Origin of the sequence: Fischerella sp. (genome assembly GCF_013388695.1) — a bacterium.
In the GTDB taxonomy this organism is placed as follows: domain Bacteria; phylum Cyanobacteriota; class Cyanobacteriia; order Cyanobacteriales; family Nostocaceae; genus PCC9605.
This window is the reverse complement of the sequence record NZ_JACAEU010000093.1, coordinates 1-20,288: the sequence shown is the minus strand read 5'-3', so window position 1 is coordinate 20,288 and position 20,288 is coordinate 1. Positions and strand designations below refer to the sequence as shown.

Annotated in this window: 19 protein-coding genes and 1 pseudogene; 7 read left to right on the top strand and 13 right to left on the bottom strand. The window is 42.1% G+C overall.

Annotated elements, in window-relative coordinates; genetic code table 11:
- Positions 1 to 22 precede the first annotated feature (22 nt).
- Positions 23 to 838, top strand: a complete 816-nt coding sequence (locus tag HXY43_RS12615; protein WP_290883544.1) for a DUF3598 family protein — start codon at positions 23 to 25, stop codon at positions 836 to 838.
- Between the two features lie 480 nt (positions 839 to 1,318).
- On the opposite strand, the gene aat is transcribed toward HXY43_RS12615, so the two are convergent.
- A complete protein-coding gene (gene aat / locus HXY43_RS12610) occupies positions 1,319 to 1,894 on the bottom strand; it encodes a leucyl/phenylalanyl-tRNA--protein transferase (protein ID WP_290883543.1) in 576 nt (191 codons plus the stop codon).
- A 108-nt stretch (positions 1,895 to 2,002) separates the two neighbouring features.
- On the opposite strand from aat, the gene HXY43_RS12605 reads away from it, so the two are divergent.
- Positions 2,003 to 2,332 carry a hypothetical protein gene (locus tag HXY43_RS12605; RefSeq protein ID WP_026735702.1) on the top strand — a complete coding sequence of 110 codons (330 nt, stop codon included), beginning with the start codon at positions 2,003 to 2,005 and terminating at the stop codon, positions 2,330 to 2,332.
- An 85-nt stretch (positions 2,333 to 2,417) separates the two neighbouring features.
- Here the strand turns inward: HXY43_RS12605 and rpsN are convergent, their stop codons facing one another.
- The 7 genes from rpsN to HXY43_RS12570 all read right to left on the bottom strand — a co-directional run bounded on the left by rpsN (position 2,418) and on the right by HXY43_RS12570 (position 9,234).
- Entirely contained in the window at positions 2,418 to 2,720 is a 303-nt protein-coding gene (gene rpsN, locus HXY43_RS12600) for a 30S ribosomal protein S14 (RefSeq protein ID WP_290883542.1), read from the bottom strand.
- 104 nt (positions 2,721 to 2,824) lie between these two features.
- Complete coding sequence (gene nth / locus HXY43_RS12595; protein ID WP_026735704.1) at positions 2,825 to 3,496, bottom strand: endonuclease III; 672 nt, start codon at positions 3,494 to 3,496, stop codon at positions 2,825 to 2,827.
- 209 nt (positions 3,497 to 3,705) lie between these two features.
- Positions 3,706 to 4,794, bottom strand: coding sequence for an RIP metalloprotease RseP (gene rseP, locus HXY43_RS12590; protein ID WP_290883541.1), 1,089 nt, complete (start codon positions 4,792 to 4,794; stop codon positions 3,706 to 3,708).
- Positions 4,795 to 5,079: 285 nt separating this feature from the next.
- Positions 5,080 to 6,246, bottom strand: a complete 1,167-nt coding sequence (locus HXY43_RS12585; protein WP_290883540.1) for a site-specific DNA-methyltransferase — start codon at positions 6,244 to 6,246, stop codon at positions 5,080 to 5,082.
- A 350-nt stretch (positions 6,247 to 6,596) separates the two neighbouring features.
- Complete coding sequence (gene serS / locus HXY43_RS12580) at positions 6,597 to 7,877, bottom strand: serine--tRNA ligase (RefSeq protein ID WP_290883539.1); 1,281 nt, start codon at positions 7,875 to 7,877, stop codon at positions 6,597 to 6,599.
- Between the two features lie 265 nt (positions 7,878 to 8,142).
- The gene (locus HXY43_RS12575; RefSeq protein WP_026735708.1) at positions 8,143 to 8,370 is read right to left on the bottom strand and encodes a hypothetical protein; all 228 of its coding nucleotides are present in this window, start codon (positions 8,368 to 8,370) and stop codon (positions 8,143 to 8,145) included.
- 294 nt (positions 8,371 to 8,664) lie between these two features.
- Entirely contained in the window at positions 8,665 to 9,234 is a 570-nt protein-coding gene (locus HXY43_RS12570; RefSeq protein ID WP_290883538.1) for a DUF3611 family protein, read from the bottom strand.
- A gap of 603 nt (positions 9,235 to 9,837) precedes the next feature.
- Between HXY43_RS12570 and HXY43_RS12565 the strand changes: the two genes are divergently transcribed.
- Both HXY43_RS12565 and HXY43_RS12560 read left to right on the top strand, forming a co-directional pair.
- On the top strand, positions 9,838 to 10,185 hold the full coding sequence (locus tag HXY43_RS12565; protein ID WP_026735710.1) for a PadR family transcriptional regulator: 348 nt from the start codon (positions 9,838 to 9,840) through the stop codon (positions 10,183 to 10,185).
- Positions 10,186 to 10,239: 54 nt separating this feature from the next.
- Positions 10,240 to 10,770, top strand: a complete 531-nt coding sequence (locus HXY43_RS12560; RefSeq protein ID WP_290883537.1) for a cofactor assembly of complex C subunit B — start codon at positions 10,240 to 10,242, stop codon at positions 10,768 to 10,770.
- Between the two features lie 464 nt (positions 10,771 to 11,234).
- Here HXY43_RS12560 and HXY43_RS12555 read toward each other — a convergent pair whose 3' ends face one another.
- Positions 11,235 to 11,549, bottom strand: coding sequence for a DUF3155 domain-containing protein (locus HXY43_RS12555; protein ID WP_290883536.1), 315 nt, complete (start codon positions 11,547 to 11,549; stop codon positions 11,235 to 11,237).
- A 353-nt stretch (positions 11,550 to 11,902) separates the two neighbouring features.
- Here HXY43_RS12555 and HXY43_RS12550 point away from each other — a divergent pair, with 353 nt between their 5' ends.
- A complete protein-coding gene (locus tag HXY43_RS12550; RefSeq protein WP_290883535.1) occupies positions 11,903 to 13,219 on the top strand; it encodes a HAMP domain-containing sensor histidine kinase in 1,317 nt (438 codons plus the stop codon).
- A 68-nt stretch (positions 13,220 to 13,287) separates the two neighbouring features.
- Here the strand turns inward: HXY43_RS12550 and HXY43_RS12545 are convergent, their stop codons facing one another.
- Positions 13,288 to 14,523: an S-layer homology domain-containing protein gene (locus tag HXY43_RS12545; protein ID WP_290883534.1), complete on the bottom strand. Its 1,236-nt coding sequence runs from the start codon at positions 14,521 to 14,523 to the stop codon at positions 13,288 to 13,290.
- Positions 14,524 to 14,959: 436 nt separating this feature from the next.
- Here HXY43_RS12545 and HXY43_RS12540 point away from each other — a divergent pair, with 436 nt between their 5' ends.
- Positions 14,960 to 15,094: a hypothetical protein gene (locus HXY43_RS12540; RefSeq protein WP_290883533.1), complete on the top strand. Its 135-nt coding sequence runs from the start codon at positions 14,960 to 14,962 to the stop codon at positions 15,092 to 15,094.
- 34 nt (positions 15,095 to 15,128) lie between these two features.
- Here the strand turns inward: HXY43_RS12540 and HXY43_RS12535 are convergent, their stop codons facing one another.
- Together HXY43_RS12535 and HXY43_RS12530 are read right to left on the bottom strand one after the other, a co-directional pair.
- The gene (locus HXY43_RS12535; RefSeq protein WP_290883532.1) at positions 15,129 to 15,821 is read right to left on the bottom strand and encodes a conjugal transfer protein TrbI; all 693 of its coding nucleotides are present in this window, start codon (positions 15,819 to 15,821) and stop codon (positions 15,129 to 15,131) included.
- 223 nt (positions 15,822 to 16,044) lie between these two features.
- Positions 16,045 to 16,200 (bottom strand): hypothetical protein, encoded by a 156-nt coding sequence (locus HXY43_RS12530; RefSeq protein WP_290883531.1) that lies wholly within the window; start codon positions 16,198 to 16,200, stop codon positions 16,045 to 16,047.
- A gap of 710 nt (positions 16,201 to 16,910) precedes the next feature.
- Here HXY43_RS12530 and sbcC point away from each other — a divergent pair.
- Positions 16,911 to 19,940 carry an SMC family ATPase gene (gene sbcC / locus HXY43_RS12525; RefSeq protein WP_290883530.1) on the top strand — a complete coding sequence of 1,010 codons (3,030 nt, stop codon included), beginning with the start codon at positions 16,911 to 16,913 and terminating at the stop codon, positions 19,938 to 19,940.
- 83 nt (positions 19,941 to 20,023) lie between these two features.
- Here the strand turns inward: sbcC and HXY43_RS12520 are convergent.
- Positions 20,024 to 20,103 (bottom strand): annotated as a pseudogene (locus tag HXY43_RS12520) (IS5/IS1182 family transposase); the annotation flags it as partial.
- Between the last annotated feature and the right edge of the window lie 185 nt (positions 20,104 to 20,288).

Sequence of the window (20,288 nt, the reverse complement as noted above, 5' to 3'; positions counted from 1 at the left end):
TAACTAATGACAAAGGACATTTATGAAATCTCAATGGGAATATTTGCTGCAAAACCTTGGGGAATGGCAAGGTTCATTCACTCAAGTGTCTCCTCAAGGTGAAATTTTAGAAGATACACCTAGCGTTGTGTCTTTAGAAGGGTTAAACAATAACCAGACAATTCGTCAGATTATTCGCTTAGGTGGAGATGAAAAAGTTTTAGAATACAGTACCTTGGGACGAAGTGTATTGTTTTTTGAAAATGGAGCCTTTTCTCAAGGTACGATTCAACTAGCGCCATTTTCTGAATTTGGGGCAGAACTCGGTTTAATTCATGAAAATCGCCGTTTACGCCTTGTACAGTTGTTTGATAAAAATGGTCAGCTAGACAAATTTACCCTGATTCGCGAACATCTAGCCGGAACCCCAGCAGCACAACATCCTCCTTTAACGGTAGAAGCCTTGTTGGGAGAATGGCAAGGTAAAGCAGTGACAATATATCCAGATTGGCGATCGCCTGATACTTACTCTACAACTTTACAAATACAACTAGATCCAACTGGGCGATTAATTCAAAGTCTCTCATTTGGCGATCGCACAATTAATTCCACTGCTAGCATTAACGGTTCCAAACTTACATTTGACCAAGATCCGCAGAAGCAGGTACAAGTTTTGCTGCTACCCGATGGCGTTTCTGCCACTTCTCCATTGAAAGTGCAATTACGCCAACCCTTATTCTTGGAAGTAGGTTGGTTGATTGAACCAAATCTACGTCAGCGGATGGTTCGTAGCTACAACGATAAAGGTGAATGGACGAGTCTCACTTTGGTGACAGAACATCGGGTTAATTCTGTATGAAAATCATCTCACCCTAGGGTAAGAACATACTCAAAGAACTACAAACAGTTTACAAGCTAAACTCTATTGAAGAATTAGTTTCAACAATAAATTACCATCTTGCCAAATACTACTCTATCCATTCGTGCGAAGTTATCTCGGTTCATGTAGCGTATGGGCTAACTCTTAAAATTTCTGTCTCAGAAAGTATCTATTATCTAAAATTTGCTTCTAGGTCAATGAACCGTACACCAGAGGATTTATTTTCATATATTGATTTTCTATCTTGTAATAGCATTCCAGTGCCCAAAATCTTCAAAACAAATGATGGAAACTGGTTTATTGAAATAATCATTTCTTATATTTAGTGACTCAACCTAATTACAACATTGAATAAATTCGCGTGAAATTTTTGCACCAAGACTCTGCGCCCCTCTGCGCTTACCTCTGCGTCCCTCTGCGTTTTTAATCACTACTCTTTTAAGCAAAACTGTAATGAGTTTAAATCAGAGAACACTTTTGCTGCAAGGCTTTATGAAGTAAATCTTGATATTCTCTATCTCCTACTCGATAAGCCCCGAACCTCTCCAAATGGGGATTCATCATTTGAGCATCAAACATCACAAATCCCCTCTCCCGCAACCTCTCCACTAACTTTACCATCGCCACCTTTGAACCTTCAGGAATGCGATAAAACATCGATTCCCCGATAAAAGCGGCACCAATAACAATCCCTAGAATTCCCCCAGCAAGTTCGTCACCCTGCCAAGTCTCAAAACTATACGCCCAACCTGCCTGGTAAAGTTCCCAGTAAATCTCCTTTAACTCTGGTGAAATCCAAGTTAATTCCCGGTTAGCGCACCCTTCGACTACAGATGGGAAGTCACGGTTGATCGCCACAGTAAATCGCTGTTGATTGAGGACACGCCGCAGCGACTTAGGATAGTGAAATCGATCATCCAAAGGAATGAGAGTACGATCGCGACTTCCATACCATCCCAAAACATTATCCTCATCAGCCATGAGAAAATAGCCTTGAGCATAACCTTGAACAATAGCAGCGATATCATATTCCATAAAACTAAAGATAAAAAACATCAAAAGAACGCAATTTAGATGTTAGCAATCATCCTCTGCGTTCCTTTGCGATTCCTTAGCGTTACTCTGCGTTTTAAAATAAAGACGATGACTGAACCAATTCCATCCATTACCCTGCCACCATCAGAAAATCCTGAACTTGAGGGCGAATGGTTAAAACAGAGTTTGCATAGGTGGCTAGATGCAGAATTTCTCCCAGAAGCAGTCAATCAAAATATAGCCGAACGCGCAGCACAGATTTTTGTTCGGCAAAGAATGGAAGGAGAAAACGATCTTGGTTCTCTGGTGATTGCGATTGTCACAGAGATGCAGGCGTTTGATTTTTCCAAAAGTTTCTATGGAGAGTTTGCGATCGCCAACGCCGTTAGCGATCTACTTTTAGAAAGTCTGGGAATTGACAAGTGTTGCGGTCAATAATTTGGAATTTGTTCTTTGTTGGTGGTTCGTTGTTGTTTGGTTTTTAGTACTTTCCAAACAACTAACAACACCAACTAACAACTAACTACCAACTAGACTTCACCACTCCGGGTAAAAGACCCTCGTGCGCCCACTCCCGCAGAACATTACGAGACAGCCCAAAGTCGCGATAAACGCCTCTGGAACGACCTGTTACCCAGCAGCGATTACGGCGGCGGCTGGGTGCGCTATTGCGGGGTAGCTGTTGGATCTGGCGATGAATCTCCAACTTATCCAGAGGGTCTTCTGTGGTTCGGAATTCTTCCAGCAATGCTTCCCGCTTGGCAGCATACTTTGCCACCAATTTAGCGCGTTTTTTTTCGCGCTCAATCATGCTTTTTTTGGCCATAAATTCTGTTACTTACCTAAAGACAGCATTTTCCATTCTATAGGATTTAGTTAGTAGTTAGTGGATAGTAGTTAGTAGGACAACTAACCACTAACCACTAACTACTATGATGTAGCAATTTGGGGAAGAGTCGCAGAAGGACAGAGATCGGCTAACTCACAAGCTTCACAAGCTGGATTGCGTGCCTTACAAATAGCACGACCGTGATAAATTAACCGGATTGACCAATTCTCCCAATCTGGTTGAGGTAGAAGCTGCATTAAATCTCGTTCAATGTGGATAGGGTCTGTATACTCAGTCAAACCCAGGCGTTGACTAAGGCGTTTAACGTGAGTATCAACTGTCACCCCAGCATTAATTCCAAAAGCATGAGCAAGAACTACATTTGCCGTCTTCCGTGCTACACCTGGAAGCCGCAGCAGTTGATCCATCTGTCTTGGCACTTCACCGCCAAATTCGGCAACAATCATCCGACAAGCGGCTTGAATATTCTTTGCCTTATTGCGATAGAATCCCGTGGAACGTACTAAGTTTTCTAACTCTGTCAAATCAGCATTTGCCAAACTGGGTGCGTCGGGAAAACGACTAAATAACACTGGTGTTACTAAATTGACTCGCTCATCTGTACACTGAGCAGAAAGGATTGTTGCTACCAGTAGTTGCACTGGTGTTGAATAGTTCAAAGAACAAGTAGCGTCTGGGTAAAGACGCTTCAGGCGAACGAGAATTTCTAGCGATCGCTGCTTTTTAGATGACCGTTTGCGGGTACTGTTCACGGGAATACTTATAAAAAAAGTACCTAGCGAATAGAATAAGCCCACATATGTGGGCTTACGTAGATAATTTTATTACTTTTAGCCTGCATGGGCAGGATTGGTTTTTGTAGCTCCAGCCTTTACTCTGAAGGCTGATGGTTAGTAGTTAGCGGTTGTTTGTTGTTAGGAACAATCAACCAACAACCAACAACCAACAACAAATTAGAGGTTTACTGGAATAATCTTTGCACCCACTCTAGTTGGGAAGTTTCTTTGACAATCAGAAAAATGCCCAGTCCTAAAAGTAGCATCAAGCCAGTTTGCATCACACCGTCTTGAATGCGAGTTGGCAAAGGTTTACCGCGTAGTCCTTCAATTAGCAGAAAAGCGAGTTGTCCTCCATCCAAAGCTGGTAAAGGCAGAATATTGATAATCGCCAAGTTAATGCTAATTAAAGCACCAAAGTAGAATAAACTGCCTGTGTCGTTTTGGGCAATGCTGGCACCAATTTCTACAATTTTGACCGGCCCTGCTACCTGATTAGCTGTTTCACCGAAGTTAGTAATTAATTGCTTAAAACCTTGAAATGTCAGATTGAGAATGCGCTGAAATTCTGAAGCACCAATCTGCAAGGCTTCTACCAGGTTAGAAGCGCGACGACGCTCAACTTTGACATTGGGAGAAAGTTGCACGCCAATACTACCGCCGTTTTGCTTAGCTTCAGGAGTGACAGTGAAAGACAACTTTTGGTCGCCACGGGCAATTTCTAGTTGAATTGGCTTACCTGCATTATTCCTAATTATTTCCCTTAAATCCTCTATCTCTTTGCCAGATGTACCAAATTCTCTGTTATTAGCCGCTAATATGATATCCTTTGGCTGAATTCCAGCTTTAGAAGCTACAGAACTGACATCTGGTGCAAGCTGTTGGATGACAACTCCTGGCTGGGGGTTGACTTGTGCTATGCCGACTAAGTTAACCTGCGTTACTAGGAGAAAGTAGGCAAAGATTAAATTTGCTATCACTCCTGCACTGATGACGATCGCCCGATCTAAAATTGGACGGTTACGCAGCAGATCCGGGTCGTTGGGTGGAATATCGCTATCTGGATCGTCGTCAGGAAAACCGACAAAACCACCTAAGGGAAAGGCTCGAACAGCGTATTCGGTTTCTCTGCCTTGGTATTTCCAAATAATTGGGCCAAAGCCCAAAGAAAAGCGGTTAACATGAATACCTTGAGACCTTGCTGCAATGAAATGTCCTAGTTCGTGTACCAGGATCAGAACAGCCAAGACTGCGATCGCCGCTAAAACTGACATAGAAAAAATTTGTGAGTGAACTAATTTAGCTATATTTTTCTCTATTGTAGAACGAGTACCAGTCTAGCATTGGTCTGCAAGACAGTATATTTTCGGGCTTTTTCGCTAATTCCTAAGAGAGAGTGGTGAGTAGAGAACTCCTCTAAAGTGGTAGTACTGCTACCGAGTAAGTCAAGAGTCAAGAGTCAAGAGTCAAAAGTCAAAAGTAAGGAAAGGCGCTAGGAGTTTAACACAGAAAAAGGCGATCGCGATTCCACTCAACCGCAGCAAATAAATTCATGCGCCCTAAATCGCGTGCCGGATAAGTTGCTGTAAAAAGTTAGCCGCCCCTATGTCGGGACATGGCTCAGTATAGTTTGGCCTGTGCGTCGCTTGGTTGCGGTCTGCCATTAAAAAGCAGGCAGCATTAAAATGCCGTTCTCGTACCATCTCATCACGTACTAGTCGCGAGCCATAAGTCTTATCCATCCGCTCCAGTGTCAGGTGATGATAGCTTGGCTCAACTTCCACCCCAATGCTGTTACGTCCCCAGTTTGCTGCTGCCATACTAGTCGTCCCTGTACCCATAAACGGATCGAGTACCGTATCCCCCACAAACGAAAACATCCGGATTAATCGTTCAGCTACTTCTAGAGGAAACGGGGCAGGGTGTTGCCGTGTCGAAGCACCTTTCACATCCTGCCAAATCTGTTGAAACCACTGCCGATGCAATGTTTCAGAAATAACAGACAATACTCGGGCAGTAAGGGAAGGGCTGCGATAGCCACCGGGTTTACGCTGCATCAGAATAAACTCAATGTCATTCTTAATCACACCACCAGGCTCATATGGTTTGCCTAGAAAGCTGGTACCATTCCCTGTTGCTTCCAGAGAGGCATTGGCAATTTTATACCAAATAATCGGTGCTAGGTTATCAAACCCCAAATTACGGCAATGTTCTTGAATGCTGGCGTGCAGTGGAAATACCACATGTCTACCATACTGCCGACGGGAAAGACAGACATCCCCCACCACAATCACCAAACGTCCACCAGGGACTAAAACGCGCCACATATGCTGCCATACCAGATCAAGTTCTTGCAAAAACTGCTCGTAGTCTTCAATTTCTGCAAGCTGGTTCGGATTTTTAACGTACTCCTTTAAATTCCAGTACGGTGGCGAAGTCACTACCAGATGTACACTTTCATTAGGGATATGAGCCAGGTTCCTGCTATCTCCTAGTAATAATCTATGTGACGAAGGTAACGCCTGAACCCGTTGCTGAATTTCCTTCATCAACGCAACGTTCTTGCTAATAGATGGAATGGCTCGCTGTTCATCTGCCGCCAGCAATACCGCAGCTTCCTCTGGTACAAGGTTTTTATCCTGTAGCGTATCTTCTAACGGGTCAGTTCTTTCCTCAGAAACAAACCGCGTCGAAACATAAATTTTGCTTAGACTGGCAGACATCATAGCTCAAGCGCAATAATCGTGTTCATCATACCAAAACCTCTCACGGATGGGTGGTGATGTGGAAGCAGTAACCTAGTTTTAGCTGGCGAGGTTGGCAGGACATTGTTCACTATTAAAGGACGAGAATAAAAAACTCCTGTGCGAGTCTCAGAACTTCATTGACGAGTATCAGAACCTAATTAACGAATCTTTTATCCTCGCCAATGAGTATCAGAACCTCATTAATGAGTCTTTTATCTTCGTGAATGAGTATCAGAACCTGATTAATCAGTCTTTTATCTTCGTGAATGAGTATCAGAACTTCGTCAATGAGTTTATATACTAAGGGCAAGTGGAGAATTGCCCAAAAATTACAATACCTCCCGTCCCAAATAAGGCTGTAGGGCTTCTGGTATCCGCACCGTGCCATCTTCTTGTTGATAATTTTCCAAAATTGCTGCCATTGTCCTTCCCACAGCTAACCCAGAACCGTTAAGAGTATGCACTAACTGTGTCCCCTTCTTGCCCGCTTCTTTGAAGCGAATGTCAGCCCGTCGTGCTTGGAAGTCTACACAATTGGAACAGCTGGAAATTTCCCGGTACTTACCAGAAGAAGGAAGCCACACCTCTAAATCATAAGTTTTGGCAGAGGCAAATCCTAAATCTCCAGTGCATAACTCTATGACTCGGTAAGGCAACTTTAACGCCTGTAAAATTGCTTCTGCATTCCCCACCAATTTTTCCAGTTCTTCAAAGGAAGTGCTGGAATGAGTTAGTTTTACCAATTCCACTTTATTAAATTGGTGTAGGCGAATTAATCCCCGCATATCCCGTCCATAACTCCCTGCTTCGCGACGAAAACAAGGAGTATAAGCACAGTGATAGATAGGCAATTCTTCAGCAGCGAGAATTTCACCTCGATAGAGGTTAGTGACGGGTACCTCCGCTGTGGGAGTTAGCCACAAGTCATCATCAGCACATTTGAAGCTTTCTTCAGCAAACTTGGGCAATTGACCAGTTGCTGTTAGAGATGCACTATTGATTAAAAATGGAGGGATAACTTCTACATACCCTGCTGCGATTTGGCGATCGAGCATAAACTGAATTAATGCTCTCTCCAGTGCTGCACCAGCGCCTATTAAAGCGACAAAGCGACTTTGAGCAACTTTGACCGCTCGTTCTACGTTGAGAATACCCAACTTTTCACCAATTTCCCAGTGAGGCAGAATATTTGGATTTTGAGGAATGTACTCATCACCCCAGCGGCGCACTTCGACGTTCTCTTCCTCATTCTTGCCGATGGGTGTGGAGTCGCTGGGCAAATTAGGAAGTGCAAGTACAAGTTCTTGGATTTTTGCGATTATTTCTTTTTCTTGCGGCTCCAATTCACTTAATGTAGCTTTAATGGAGTTGCCTTCATCCCGCAAGGTCTGAATTTCTGGATTTTGAGGATTTATACCCGATTTAATTTTTTGCCCAACGAGTTTACCAATTTCGTTGCTGCGTGTTTGGAGTTGACTTCGCTTCTGTTCTAATTCGCGTTGTTGTTTATTCAACTCTACAATCGGCTGAATATCATAGTTACCGCCACGAGTATTCAACCTTTCTTGAACAAATTGTGGGTTTTCCCGTATTTGCTTAATATCCAGCACAGATTTTTCTCAGTTTCTAGCCTAGTACTTCTTAGTTACACATCAGCATATTGTATCTAAGTGCTACTTTGGCAAAATTCAGTCTTCTGCATACCAAAAAACTTCTATCTGCCAAAATTTAGCCCCGGCTTTGATGCTGGGGCTACTACACTGCAATTTATTTTAGGCATTTCAAGGCTCATTTTCCAAATATTTATATTGGTTATAGCAATAGCCTGAATATTTCAATATTACAATTAGTTAATAATAAAGATTAGATGAATTGTTATGAAGATTGTTCTCGTTCTGAAGTTCCTCTTTGCTGATTGAAACGTTCTTCTTGAGAGCCAGTCGGAGAAGGTAGCCAATATGCTAATACGGTGCTTAAACCACTCCAGTACAGCGTTTGGTTTTCCTTCGCTTTATCGTTGACAAGCTGGAAAGTACACAGTCCAATCATCACAGTACTAAAGAGAAACTGTATACCGAATTTCCATGTTTGTAATTCTCTCATAGTGTCAGACCTCCAAATCTCTCAATAAAGTTCTTTTGTTAATTTTGTTTCATCCATTAGCAGGATGTTTATTTGAGTAACTTGTTTTAGTCTTCACGCTTGAGAGAGATAATTTCGGAAAATTCCTATTTTCCTTTTTGATTCATTGGTTATTGGTTAGTAGTTATTGGTTAGTAGTTAGTGGTTAGTGGTTAGTAGTTGTTGGTTGGTGGTTGGTGGTTGGTGGTTATTTCCAATGCCCAATGCCCAATGCCCCATGCCCCATGCCCCATGCTCACTCTCCTACTCCCATATTTAGCGGGTAACGCGATTGAGTAGCCAAATTGACCCCACAAGTCCGGCAAAGTGAGCTGAAACCGTGTTGGTGTTTGCTTGCACTACCAGCATATCTAGACCACTAATGATTCGGTTGGGGTCAAATAATTGTGTAGTAATAGCTTGGGGGGATATAGACCTAGCTACCAGGGTACCAACGATCGCCTGTGCTCCTAAAAGAGTCAACAGTATACCGATTAAATTCACCATCAACCCTAGTCGCAGGACTTGGACTGTTTCCAATTTGCTGGGGTGGTTGATGGGATTGGGGGATAAAAGTTTTCTACCAATTTGCGTGTAGCGAAAAGCTAAATAAATGCCCCCACCCAAGGTCACTAATCCACAAACTGCTAAAAACACACCCAATCCACTGCCTGGGTTATTACTGGGGCTACCAGGTCTTTGGCTAAAGATACTATATACCAGCACAATGATTGCAGAAACGACGCCTAGTACTAATTGAATCCAGAAGCTGATCCAACCAGTGAGGCGAAATATTTTGGCAATTTCTTGACGTCGAGAGGAAGATGATTGAGAGTCTACTGGCATACCGATCACCTATGTGCTGAGCACTTGATTAAATTTACTATGACACTTACCAGATTCCGTTTGGATATTTCATGTATGGAAATTCAGTACATTATGCTGCCTGCAATGTGTCAACAGACTCAGGGGCTGGAAAAAAGATATCGTATTTGTCTTCATTTTTGAAGATTTGCACTGGTAAAATTGCTGTAAAAAAAGTGTTTATTAAGTTTTAAAGAAAAAGTTGCATTTTACCTTTAAAATTGCTAAAGCAATATTTTATGCTTAAGCAAGTCCTCACACGCTCGGCATCACTTGACACAAAGATAGCGGCTTGGTCGTTATCTGTTTGCTCCTCACCGCACTGCCTAGAGCTTGGGGTAGGAGTGCATGTTTTTGCATTTCCAAAGCTGGCGCATTGATGAGGCGCTGTCACCAGAATTCACTTCCGGTGCTTGAAGCGTCATCCCACGACTAAAGAGCTTGGGTTTTTGTTTATTGCTTGCGCTTTGCCAATCCAGCCTAAGTAGCGTTATATACTTACCCGAATAGGGGGTAGCACTATATACTCACTAAAGGGATTGTAGGCTCAACCTTAGGGCATTTTTTAGCCATTCTTCACCAACCATGAAACTTGAGGATATATATCAATTCTTTGAGAATCCTCCGCCAACTTACCTTTGTCAAGAACTAGCAGTTTGTTATATTTTGTATGTTTTGTTACAAGGGGAGTCTTACGGAACCGAGTTAATCCAACGTCTGGAAACTGAATACCCTACTTATCGGCTTTCGGATACTGTACTTTACAGTGCGATTAAGTTTCTTGAAGACTATAAGGCAATTACAGGGTATTGGAAGAAACTCGAAGGACGCGGACGTCCCCGGCGGATGTACCAAGTTTCTTCAGAGTGGACTTCACAAGCGCAGGATTTAGCCCGTCTGTGGCAGCAGTATATAAATAGGAGGATAAATTAACGAATAATTGATAATGAATAAGTCCCCTCCAATGAAAAAGTAACAACTTAGTTTATGGATACTGCCATTCTGCCATCCACGTTGCTGCTGACTTTGTTATTATCGGTTGGGCTATTTTTCTTTATTCGTGCCTCTACTAAAGACCGTACAGAAATAGCACAACTGGTATCTGAGCAAGACGAAGCTACTTTAATGCCTCAATTAAAGGAGTATTTTCGAGCACGGTCTTACCGAGTGGCAGCGGTAGACCCAGAACAAAATCAAGTGACGTTTGAAGGTTATGTTCGCCCCAGCAGGTTTCTAGCTGCATTTTTGACACTCATCACAGCTGCTGGTATGCTTTGTTTAGCATTGGTTTTGTCACAGCTTTTTCCTAGCCTAAGCACCTTATTTGTAGGGATGGTACTGCTATCACCTTTAAGTGGAGTTTTCTATTGGAAAAAAACCGGAAAACTTGAGAAGGTGTTGCTAAAGGTAGAAGCAACCAAGAGCGAATCACACTCCCCAAGTCAAATTACTGCGATCGCCCATCGTGATGAGCTAATTGAGTTACAGAGGGCATTAAACCTGAAGCTTCGCGAATAATCCCCAGGCATGATGACCATCTCCAAATAAGCAGAACCAGAATTTTTACCACCTATCCAGAAAATGAACCTTAGGAAGAAGGGATAACGACTCCTAATTTTTCGCTATTCTCCACAACAATGCAAATCGCAGTGGAGAAAAAGTTATTTTTTTTGACAGAGCGGTTTGGCAATTTTACAAAGATTTTTGGTTTGCTATCCTACCGGAGAATTAATTTCTAAGCACGGCTCACATTAAGTGAACGTTTGACTTAGAAATGAGTCGCTTTATCCCTACTTCCTTGTACATCTTCGCAATATTAACCAAATCCTAATCGGATTTGATTGGCACTTCCAGACCGCTAGCCTACTGGCAAATGAGCTGAAAACGAAAAAATAATTAAATTTTTGAATATCTTTAGCACTTTGCCAGTTAATAATTGTCAAAAGCCAGACTCACTATCTCACAGTTCGCCATTGGATGGTTCACCGAGTCGCCAAAACTGCCGGCTCTGGGCCTGTAGGTTCTAATGTTCTCAGACTGGGAAATAAGAAATGGTTCTCTTCCACGTATTGAGCACCAAATAGCCCCTTTTCAGCCCAAAAATATCTATCTGTGGTGTGTTCGTTGCGCTTTACGAGTAACAAAGCGGGTGGCAAGATTCCTTCAGCTTGAATAAATTTTCTGGCTGCTGTCACAGGTTTCTCTTCGCCGCTTTCAATGCTATATTGGGGCACATGCTCTAAAATACGCCGTCCTTCCTGGCGACGACGGCTTTTCCGCTTTCGTCTCCTTGCCAACCTATTTTCCTCCTCTGTTAAGGCTACAGATTGTAGTGATAGCTACAAAATCCGTCGTAATTATAAAAGTTCTAGTTCAAAAGATCAACAGTTTTTAAACTTTTGATACAAAAATCATAATTTCTTTTAACCTATATAAATAATTATCTTGTTAATTTTGAAATTTGTATACTAGTTACGGATAAAAGAGGGATGGCAAATGGGGAATAAAAATTATTTTACTTCTGCTTCCTGTCTCCTTCTCTAGATCGACGCATTAATTGCAAAATTTAGTTAAACTTTGTTACATATAAAATTCACGTATTTTGTGCTTGTATTGGCTTTCATCTTAATCTTGAACCAGAGCTGAAACAATGTTAATGTCTGCCAGTTCAGAATTTGTTGCTCTATGTCGAGAGCAAATGATGCTGTTAGTCCAAGGGCTGGGAGCATCTTTGAGTGTTGTATATTTAACACAAGAATTGGTAGAGGCTCCGGCAAATGAGGCGAAACTAATTCCGCTGGTGGTTTATCCAGAAACAGCAGCAGGATTGTTAAGTACAAATGCTTTAGCGTTGCCAAAACTTAACCAGAAATTTTTGACAGCAGCAGAAGAATTTCCTACTCCACCAAATAAGTCTGGAACAGAAAATACAACTGAACCGCATTCACAACAGGAATACCTTCTCGGTGGCGACCAAATTGTTTTACCTCTTATCTATGAAAATATGATGATGGGGTTGCTAGTGACAGCTAGACAAGACAGGGCATGGAATGAACAAGAGCGAACTCAAGTAGAACATATTGCCCAAACGCTGACAATAGCTTGCATTTTAGATCAGCGTCGCACCTGGCTAGAGGTACAGTTGCATCAACAACAAATTCTGCAAGAGAAGCAGCAAGATTTGTTAGATAGTCTATTGCATCAATTTCGCAATCCATTAACAGCATTGCGGACTTTTGGTAAACTCCTGATGAAGCGACTGCGGCCGGGAGATACTAACCGCGAAGTAGCAGAAAGTATTGTTCGAGAAAGCGATCGCCTGCAAGAATTATTGAAAAATTTTGATGAAGTCATTGACTTCCAACCAGAAGATTTAGCCTCCCTGAAACTACCACAAGAAAACGAAGTATTTGTAGAAGCAACTGTAGAAAAAGACTCCAAACCAATACTGTTATTGCCAGGAACGGGTGAGAAAGAAGCTGATTGCTATCTAGTCGATGTATTGCAACCCTTATTAGTTTCTGCACAAGCAATAGCCCAAGAGCGAAATCTAGAACTGATAGGTGAAATTCCACCACATTTGCCGTTAGTACGCGCCAACTTCAAGGCATTAACAGAAGTGTTTAGCAATATTATTGATAATGCTCTGAAATACACTCCTGCGGGCGGTAAGATATTGATTCAAGCAGGGCAACAAAAAGATAATTTTCAAGGAGTAGCGATTACTGATACAGGCCCTGGAATTCCACCCCAAGATTTAGAACATCTGGGTGAACGACGTTACCGGGGTGTACAAGCTCAAACTGAAATTCCCGGTACAGGATTGGGAATATCTATAGCTAAACAGCTAATAGAGCAAATGCAGGGAGAAATTGAAGTTTTCAGCCCTGCTTTAAACTCAAAAATTACATCACCTCAAGTACCAGGAACTACTTTTATTGTTTGGTTGCCAATTGCTAAGGGTTAGTGGTTAGTGGATAGTGGTTAGTGGTTAGTTGTCCTACTAACTACTAACTACCAACTACTAACCAACAACTATTTGAGTGAAACCTGGAAGTTTTGACCAATGGTCATTTGTAGGTCTGTATCTGGGTCAATGGCGATTAAGTCAACACTCTTCTTACCAAAGAACAGACCAATCAAGCTACCGATCGCAGCACCACCCAAGACTTCTTCTGTAGCAACAGCGCGATCGCCTGTAACCGCAGCCACCGCTGCTGCTGCACCTGCGCCTAATACAGTATTCTTGACAATTGCCCCCGTACTAGTACCCTTTTTAATAGTTTCGGTTTTGCTAATTACTTGCGAAGCAGCGTTGATTTGATACTCTTGACCATTGGTCAAAATCAGTTTTTCTGCAACGAATTGAGAACCACCTTTAGCTGGTTTGAGTTTACCCACAACCTGACTACCAGCGGGAATGACTACATTTCCCGTATCTGTAATTACATTTTGCGAGACTGCAAGTGTTAAAGGTGCTGTTTCATCTTTGGTGACAAGAATTTTTTCTGCCTTGTCGTACTTCACAGGAATAACGGTTCCTTGAGGAATGGTAATAGCAACAGGGATAGGTTCACCAACTTTGGCGATGTAGGGTGAATTAATAGCTGAGGCTTGATTGTTACTAACCAAAGCTTGGTAGATAAAAGCCGCTACCTGTGCCCGTGTTGCAGTTGCTTTTGGATTCAGGAATTTAACATTGGGATAATTAACAACAATTTCCTTTTCAGTTGCAGCTGCAATTGGTGTTCGGGCATAACTAGAGATATTTACAGAGTCGCTATAGTATTGCAGAGTGCTGTCAGGTTGACCACTTGCACTATATTCCAAACCATTAGCAAGGGAAACTAAAACTTGTTCGCGAGGAATATTTTGATTAGGTTCAAAGCGATTGCCAGGATATCCTGCTAGGAAACCTGTGGTGTATGCTTGCTGAATAGCGGTGTATGCCCAATAATTACTTGGCACATCGTAAAATCCAACTGCCTGCCGCTTTGGTGATTTATTAAATGCTTTGCGAATCATGGCAGCAAATTGAGCGCGTGTGACTGCTTCTTCGGGACGGAAGCTACCATCTGGAAATCCAGCTATAATGCCACGCTGTGAAAGTTCTTGAATAAATTGTGCTGCCCAATAGTTAGATGAAACATCATAAAAAGTAGTTTGGGCGAAAGAAGGTGCAGGTGTAACTAGAGGCGCGATCGCACCTGCTGTAATGCCCAATGCCATGAATGCAGCACAACCAGATTGCCAACGGATTTGATTAAACATTGATTTATCCCTCTCAATTTTTCGTGTTTTTCTATTAGTTAATAAGAGTTTTTTTGAATGTAAAATGTTCCAAAAAGATTGAAATTTAGATGTTTTCGATGATGCATTTATACTGCAAAATGGGATTATTTGGCTAAATAAGGATTAGCCAAATAATCAATTTTTCCCTTTTGTTTACCTAGACGCAACATCTAAAAAATAGTTGCTGAAAAAAAACAAATATTTACGTATTTACTAAAAAACCAGTATTTAAGTACTCCAAAGCCGCCTCAGTATAAATCAGCGCCTGGGACAATACAATATTGTTGGAATCTCCCTTTTTATCTAGGTTATCGTGCTGTTCCAGTGGCTCACCAACAAAGAGACACTGCAACATTTAGAGTCAGTTATGCTGTAATTGAGGATACTTGCTGCTTGACGGTGGCGCGACAAGATTTTGGCCAATAAAATGAAGCGATCGCCCACGTTAATTGGAGAGCGATCGCTTATATATATGTCGTTCTATTTATTTAAAAATAGAGGAGGGGTTCCCTTTCTAGAAGCCCCTCAAAAAATGGCAATGGTGCTGTGAAATAATAAAAGTCACGATTTAAATTCAATTTAGCCTAGAAGCGGTTTACAACCAAATTAGAGTCCAGAGTCACATCCAAATCTGTTTGAGGATTAATCACAACAACTTCCACTTCTTTTTTCCGAAGCAAGACACTTGCTAAAGCACCAGCAGCAGCACCGCCTATAGGTTCTAGGGCTTCAATTTTTTTGTTACCTGTAATCAAAGAAATTACAGTAGCAGCACCCGCACCAATAGCTGCATCTGTTAAGATTGTGCCAGTGCTGGCTCCTTTCTTGATAGTTTCTTTTGTGGTAACTACCTGAGAAACCCCATTAATAGGCTGGCGTCTATTTTTGCTAAAAACTAATTCTTCCGCTACAAACTGAGAACCTTTTTCACCATTTTGGTCTGTTGCAGGTCTTAATTTACCTTCAATTTTAGTTCCTGCGGGAATCAACACATTTCCGCTCGAGTCTACAATATTCTGTGCAACCTCCAATGTTAGGGATGTAGTTTCTTCAGGAGTAACAATAACTTTCTCTTTTTCGTAAGTAACAGGAATTGTCACTCCCGCAGGGATTGAAACTGTTCTTGATTGGCTGATTGGTCGATTTGGTTGACCAGTAAAAATTGCTGGTCTTTGTGCAGTCGCAGCAGGAGCAAACATAGGCACAATGGCACTAGTTGACATTACCATTGCCAAGAATGCAGTTGTTCCAGATTTCCAACTAAGCAAGCTAGTCATAAGAACCCTTTTGTTTCTTTGTAAAGTATGATGACGTGGTGTCACAGAAGATTGTTTCAGATTTTTCTACCTGTCCATCGGCGTATTCCCAGGGTTAAAGTCTGTCTGTGACAGGAAGTATATGCAGTTGTGATTCAAGTTTTTTATACTGGTAAATACCGAATTTATCTTAAGATGTGGTTGCTATCCTCTTCTCTAACTTGATCTAAAGCGTCAAGTAAAATTAGTATTTCACTCGCGATCGTGACCAATCATTCTGAGCAGGGTACAAGAAAGCAGATTTATCCGTGGAATTAATCGACAATCGAAAATCCAAAATTCCCAAGCCCCCGGACTCGTCTGTGGGACACCACTCTATGTGGCGAACCTGCGTCGCCACATAGAGTACCTCGTCAAGCCAAAATCCAAAATCCAAAATTGTTTGATGAAACTTAATTTTTGGCGTTGCTGAATCAAGATATGAATTTACAATTCACAGGTATGTAGAGACGTAGCATTGCTACGTCTCTACAATGATTTGGCATCGAACTACAAAAATGTATGCACACATAATTCATGACCAAATTCAGCAACGCCTAATTTTTAATCCCAGTTTCATCTTGCTTTAACAAGGAGAAAGCGGGGGAATGTTGCCAAAGTTTAATTTTTTCATTTTAAGGGCAAAACTGCGATCACCCACTTTCACCCACCAGACTTAACCAATAAATTTCCTGACTACCCCCTTTCATCCCCTCTACCCTCCTCCTCTCTAGTGAAAGAATTTGTCTTATCTTCCCATCAAAAAAAGTTTGTTCTTTTTTGTCCCAACAGGCTTAACAATTTGTCGTCTCTCCCGCCTAGTGGACTCTCTGGTTGCCGAAGCCTATAGGATGGATGAGGGATAAAAGCTGTTTGTGTTTACCTGAGTTTAATTTTTATACGGTAATAGTAAAAAAGGATAACTTAACAAGAAAAAATTACTCAATCTATTGTTAACAATTGTAAAATTAAGGTCTTAAAGACTAGAAACATGATTTTTAGCTAGCTAAACTAGCAAACAGAGTATCTGTGCTGCTACTAATTAAAAAAAAGTGTGGTTCTCTAGACTAGATGATCCCTGTACAACTGACTCTGAAAAATTTCCTCAGTTACCGTGATGCAACTTTAGATTTTCGCGGATTGCATACGGCGTGTATTTGTGGAGCCAATGGGGCTGGTAAATCTTCTTTGTTAGAAGCTATCACTTGGGCAATTTGGGGAGAAAGTAGAGCCACTTCTGAAGATGACGCTATCCATACTGGCTCGAAAGAAGTTCGGGTAGATTTCATCTTCAAAACTAGTCAGCAGCAAACCTATCGAGTAATTCGTACTCGTGCGCGGGGTGGTAGCAGTGTCTTGGAATTCCAAATTGAAACACCAAATGGGTTTCGTTCACTGACTGGTAAAGGAGTAAGAGCAACTCAAGATTCGATTTTGCAGCACATCAAGCTGGATTATGATACTTTTATCAATTCTGCCTACCTGCGTCAAGGTCGTGCAGATGAATTTATGCTCAAGCGTCCTAGCGAACGGAAAGAGATATTAGCAGAATTATTAAAACTGAATCAATACGATGATTTAGAAGAACGGGCAAAAGATTTATCGCGTCAGTTCAAAGCGCGAGCAGAAGAGTTAGAGCGCTCTTTGGAATCAATGAAAACTCAACTGCAACAAAAAGAGGCGATCGCATCCCAACAAATTGCCCTAGAAAACGAACTCAACCAACTCCAACAGATACAAGCTTTTGAAAATATCCAATTACAAAGCTTGCAAGTTGTTCAGCACCAGCGGCAAAATTGGGAAGAACAACTGACTTTTGTTAGGCAGCAATACCAAAATCTCACTCAAGATTGCGATCGCCTCGAACAAGAATGTGGGGCGGTTAAAAGCCAGCTATCAGCCCTAGAAGAATTATTAAGCCAAGACAGCGAAATCAAAGCTGGATACAATCAATACCAAAATTTGCAATCTCAAGAAGAGTCATTGAGTGCCAAATTTGAAGAATACACCCGCGCCCAAGCAAGTCGTCAACAAAAGCAACAGCAGCTTACCAGACAAATTAACGAAATCGAACGGCAGCTGCAACAAACCCAAGCGCAATTAGAAGCCTTGCGACAGCAAGAGGTAGATATTCAGCAAACTCTGGGCAAGTCAACTGAAGTAGAAGCAGCTTTGGCACAATTGGCGGGGGCGCGTCAGCGTGTAGCTCAACTAGATGAACTGCAATTGCAAGTAGCTCCTCTGTTGCAACAACGAACCACTTTACAAAGCCAAATAGTTCGGGTGCAGGCGGGGTTAGTCGCACGACTAGAACAACTGGAAGCGACAGCAAACCAATTGCAATGTCAGCAGCAACGCCAACCGCAATTACAACAAGCGGTGATGGAAGTGGCAATGCAGATTGAGGAGTTAGAGAAAAAGCGGGTATATCTGCAACGAGTCCAAGAGAAAGGACAGGAACGGCGTAACTTTATCGAACGGCTGCAAGCTCATCAACGGGATTATGAAAGATTGCTGGGAGAATTAGAGCAAAAAATACAAATGCTTCAGACTCCCAATGCGATTTGTCCGTTGTGCGAACGTCCTTTGGACGAGCATCACTGGAATCGAGTCGTAGAAAAAACCAAATCTGAGTACAAAGATACAGAAGGGCAATTGTGGGTAGTTCGAGAACAAATGGCTGTCTCAGACAGAGAAATTCAAGTACTGAGGCAGGAATATCGAGACATATCTCAGCAATTATCTCCTTACGATACTTTACGCGAACAAAGGGGACAATTGGCAGCAAAGTTACAGGCAACAACTGATGTCGAGCAACAGCTACAACAAATTACTGCCCAAAAGCAACAACTAGAGCGATCGCTACAACTCGGTGAGTATGCACCAGACAAACAAGCCGAACTCAAACAGCTAGAGGAATATCTGCAACAACTCAATTACAATGAACAAGACCATGCCCTTGCTCGCAGCGAAGTGGAACGCTGGCGTTGGGCAGAAATTAAACAAGGGCAGATCAAAGACGCCGCCAAACGACAAGCGCAAATAGCAGCACGTAAACCAGAACTTCAGGCACAGATTGCCCAATTACAAACGAGAATAACGCAAGAGGCAACTGAGTCTGAGTGTGCCAAACAAATCGCCAGCCTCGATCGCTATATTGCCGAAATTGGCTATGATACGGAACAGCATAATAACCTCCGCATGGCTGTACGGAAAGCCCAAGCTTGGCAATTACGCTATCAACAACTATTAGCGGCGCAGCAGCAGTATCCGCAACTCAAAAATAGACTCCAAGAATTAGAGGTATCTTTGCAAGCAAGATGGGCTGAACGGCAAAGACTCAAAGGCCAAATTGAAAGTATTGTCCAGCAACTTGAAGATACAGCTAACCCCATCACCCAAATTCAAACTTTAGAGCAGCAGTTGGCAACCCGCAGGCGAGAACTCGATGAACAAATTACCCAGTTGGGGCGTTTAGAGCAGATGGCGCACCAACTGGAAGTGTTACAAAATCAGTACGAGCAACAGCAGCAACAACTGCAAGAAACCAAACAGCAACATCGCGTTTATCAGGAATTAGCGCAAGCGTTTGGTAAAAATGGCATCCAAACACTGATGATAGAAAATGTCTTGCCCCAGTTGGAAGCCGAAACAAATCAATTGCTTTCGCGCCTGAGTGCCAATCAGTTGCATGTACAATTTGTAACACAAAAAGCCGGACGTAACGGGAAATCGACGAAGAAAAATAGCAAGCTGATTGATACCTTAGATATTCTCATTGCCGATGCTAGAGGTACGAGAGCTTATGAAACTTACTCTGGTGGGGAAGCGTTTAGAATTAACTTTGCGATTCGTTTAGCCCTGGCGAAATTATTAGCACAAAGGGCAGGAGCAGCATTGCAGATGTTGATTGTAGATGAAGGCTTTGGTACGCAAGATGCGGAAGGGTGCGATCGCCTAATTGCGGCAATTAATGCGATCGCCCCTGATTTTGCCTGCATTCTCACTGTCACCCATATGCCTCACCTCAAAGAAGCCTTTCAAGCCCGTATTGAAGTCAGTAAAACTCAACAAGGTTCGCAGTTACGTTTGTTGATTTAATATTGGCAGCAGTTATGGTTGATGGTTAGGCTAGTCGCCTAGCTCTGTCAAGGTGAGAAGACTATTTTCCTCTTTGTGTCTTAGTGTCTTATTCGTCCTTTTACCTTTTTACCCCCATCAAAGCCATACACATCCCCCTTTTTTCAGCCGTCTTTACCGATTGGCCGAAACAATGAAAAATTAAAAATTCAAAATGCAAAATTAAGAAGAAATAAAAATTTTTAGTTAGTTTTCGGGTACAAGCCCCTAATTTTAATTATGTAAAAAAAGAAACTGCGAAGCATCATTATTCAAGCCCCCAATTTTAATTGTGGGGATTTCAATTTTGAATTTTGAATTTTGAATTTT